General features: G+C 47.6%; 4 protein-coding genes. 3 read left to right on the top strand and 1 reads right to left on the bottom strand.

The annotated features are described in order from the left end of the window. Nucleotides 1-475 (top strand): OmpA family protein (locus DWA01_RS00065; protein WP_136057621.1); only part of this gene is annotated, 475 nt, incomplete at its 5' end. A gap of 20 nt (nt 476-495) precedes the next feature. Here the strand turns inward: DWA01_RS00065 and DWA01_RS00060 are convergent. Beyond that, nucleotides 496-894 (bottom strand): YbaN family protein, encoded by a 399-nt coding sequence (locus DWA01_RS00060; RefSeq protein WP_235008375.1) that lies wholly within the window; start codon nt 892-894, stop codon nt 496-498. 116 nt (nt 895-1,010) lie between these two features. Between DWA01_RS00060 and DWA01_RS00055 the strand changes: the two genes are divergently transcribed. Both DWA01_RS00055 and DWA01_RS00050 read left to right on the top strand, forming a co-directional pair. After that, a complete protein-coding gene (locus DWA01_RS00055; protein ID WP_114283606.1) occupies nt 1,011-1,313 on the top strand; it encodes an STAS domain-containing protein in 303 nt (100 codons plus the stop codon). A 30-nt stretch (nt 1,314-1,343) separates the two neighbouring features. Further along, nucleotides 1,344-1,977, top strand: a 634-nt coding sequence (locus DWA01_RS00050; protein WP_136057620.1) for a response regulator, incomplete at its 3' end; no start/stop codon positions are given.

Below are 1,977 nucleotides of genomic sequence, written 5' to 3'. Positions count from 1 at the left end.
GGCAGAATTTATTGCATTTGTGCAAGGCATAGAGGGGCAGAACATAGTGCGGCACCAGGGTTTTATTTCCCAAAATGTGGCGGCCATGAATACCGTGCTGGCGGATTCCTTACCCAGGGAATATTTGCAAATTGTGCGGGGCAATCAGAGGTTGAGTGTTAATTTTCGATTTAAGTCAGGCAGTGCCAAGCTGGACAACAAGGCCAGTAAAGATGTGCAGCGTTTGGTGCATTTTATCAAGCAACAAAAAGAGCCTAAAGAGCTCATACTGATTGGCTTTGGCGACAAACGAAAAAATGCACAACGCTCTAAATTATTGTCCAAGCTAAGAGCCATGGCGGTGCGCCGTGAGCTGGCCCGTTTAGGGGTATATGCCAAACTTAGCACTGGCTATGGGGAATTTAATCCGCTGGCCTCTTATAAGAGCAGCAGCGGTAAGGTAAAAAATCGCCGAGTAGAGGTGTGGTTGCGCTAGCCGTTTTTGTATCAGCGTAACTAGCCATCCACCTCCAGGGTGGGTTGGCGCAGGATATAGATACTCACCGCGCAGGCAATGGCCAGTAGCAGTCCTTTCACCCATAATATGGGCACCACAAACCAGGCCGAAAACCCGATGGATAGCCAGATCATGCCGATGGCCATCCACTTTGCTCGCCTGGGAATCCCCTCACCTTTTAGGTAGTGCAGTATATAGCTGCCCAATTTAGGGTGCTCCACCAGCCAGCTATAAAATTTTGGACTGGAGCGCATAAAACAGGCCGCCGCCAACAGCAAAAATGGGGTGGTGGGCAATACCGGTAAAAATATTCCCAATACCCCTAGCACGACGCTTATCCAGCCCAGTGCAATGAGTAGCCCCTTGATCAGGGGGCTGCTATGAAGTGTTTCTTTCAAAACGAGTCCTATGGTGTGTGCGCATCGTCTATCCGAACGAGAAAGTGACTCAATAGTGCGCAAAATTCTATTATGCATCTATTCTAAGATGGAGTTCGACTTAAAAAGGAAATGGTATGTCAAACGTAAGCATAAATCAGCAGGGATCCCAGATGACCATCTCCATCAGTGGTCGTTTTGACTTTAATATATTGCAGGAATTTCGTGATTCGTACAGCTCGTTAGCCGGTAGCGATTCGCAGTTTGCAGTGGATTTGGCCGAGACCGAGTACATAGACAGCTCGGCATTAGGCATGTTGCTGAACATGAAAAATCATCTGGGTAGCGAGGATTGCACCATAGAAATTCGCAATTGCCAGCCCAACCTCATGAAAATTTTTACAATCACGCATTTCGATAAAAAATTTAAATTTGTCTAATCAATGGCTATTTATGAAGGGAATCTATAGATGAAGGTATTGGTGGTTGACGACCAAGCCACTAACCGGGCCATTCTCACGTGGTTACTGGAAGACGAGGGCCACGAAATTGTCGAGGCCGAGGACGGTGAACAGGCTGTGGAGGCCTACCAGAAACATGATGTTGATATAGTGTTGATGGATGTGATGATGCCGGAGATGGATGGCCTGGAAGCCACCAAGCAAATTAAAGCGATTCAATCCGATGGCAATTATGTGCCCATTATCTTCCTAACGGCTCTGGATGACGATAAGGCGCTCAGTCAATGTCTGGAATCCGGGGGGGATGATTTTTTATCCAAGCCCTATAACGATGCGGTACTAAAGGCCAAGATTGCCGCACACATGCGTATTCGTGAACTCACTAAAGTCATCACTAAAAACAATGCTGAACTCACCCTGCACAACAGTCGTTGGCAGCGCGAGCAAAACATTGTGGCTCACATATTTAATAAGGCGTTAGAGCACAATCTCAGTAACTGCGAAAGCTTGAGCAGCCACATAGCACCGGCCTCCACCTTTTATGGCGATATTTTACTTCCCGCGCCCAGCCCATCTGGCGGTTTGTATGTGTTTTTGGGTGACTTTACTGGTCATGGCTCAGGGGCTTCTATCGGCACGCTGC

This window comes from Candidatus Halocynthiibacter alkanivorans, from assembly GCF_003333265.1.
Lineage (GTDB): Bacteria > Pseudomonadota > Alphaproteobacteria > Rhodobacterales > Rhodobacteraceae > Halocyntiibacter_A > Halocyntiibacter_A alkanivorans.
This window is presented reverse-complemented; position numbering and strand designations above follow the sequence as displayed.

Bases quoted from the DNA above. Each gene is read 5' to 3' on its own strand.
- DWA01_RS00055 (WP_114283606.1), top strand. From the start codon at position 1,011: ATGTCAAACGTAAGCATAAATCAGCAGGGATCCCAGATGACCATCTCC.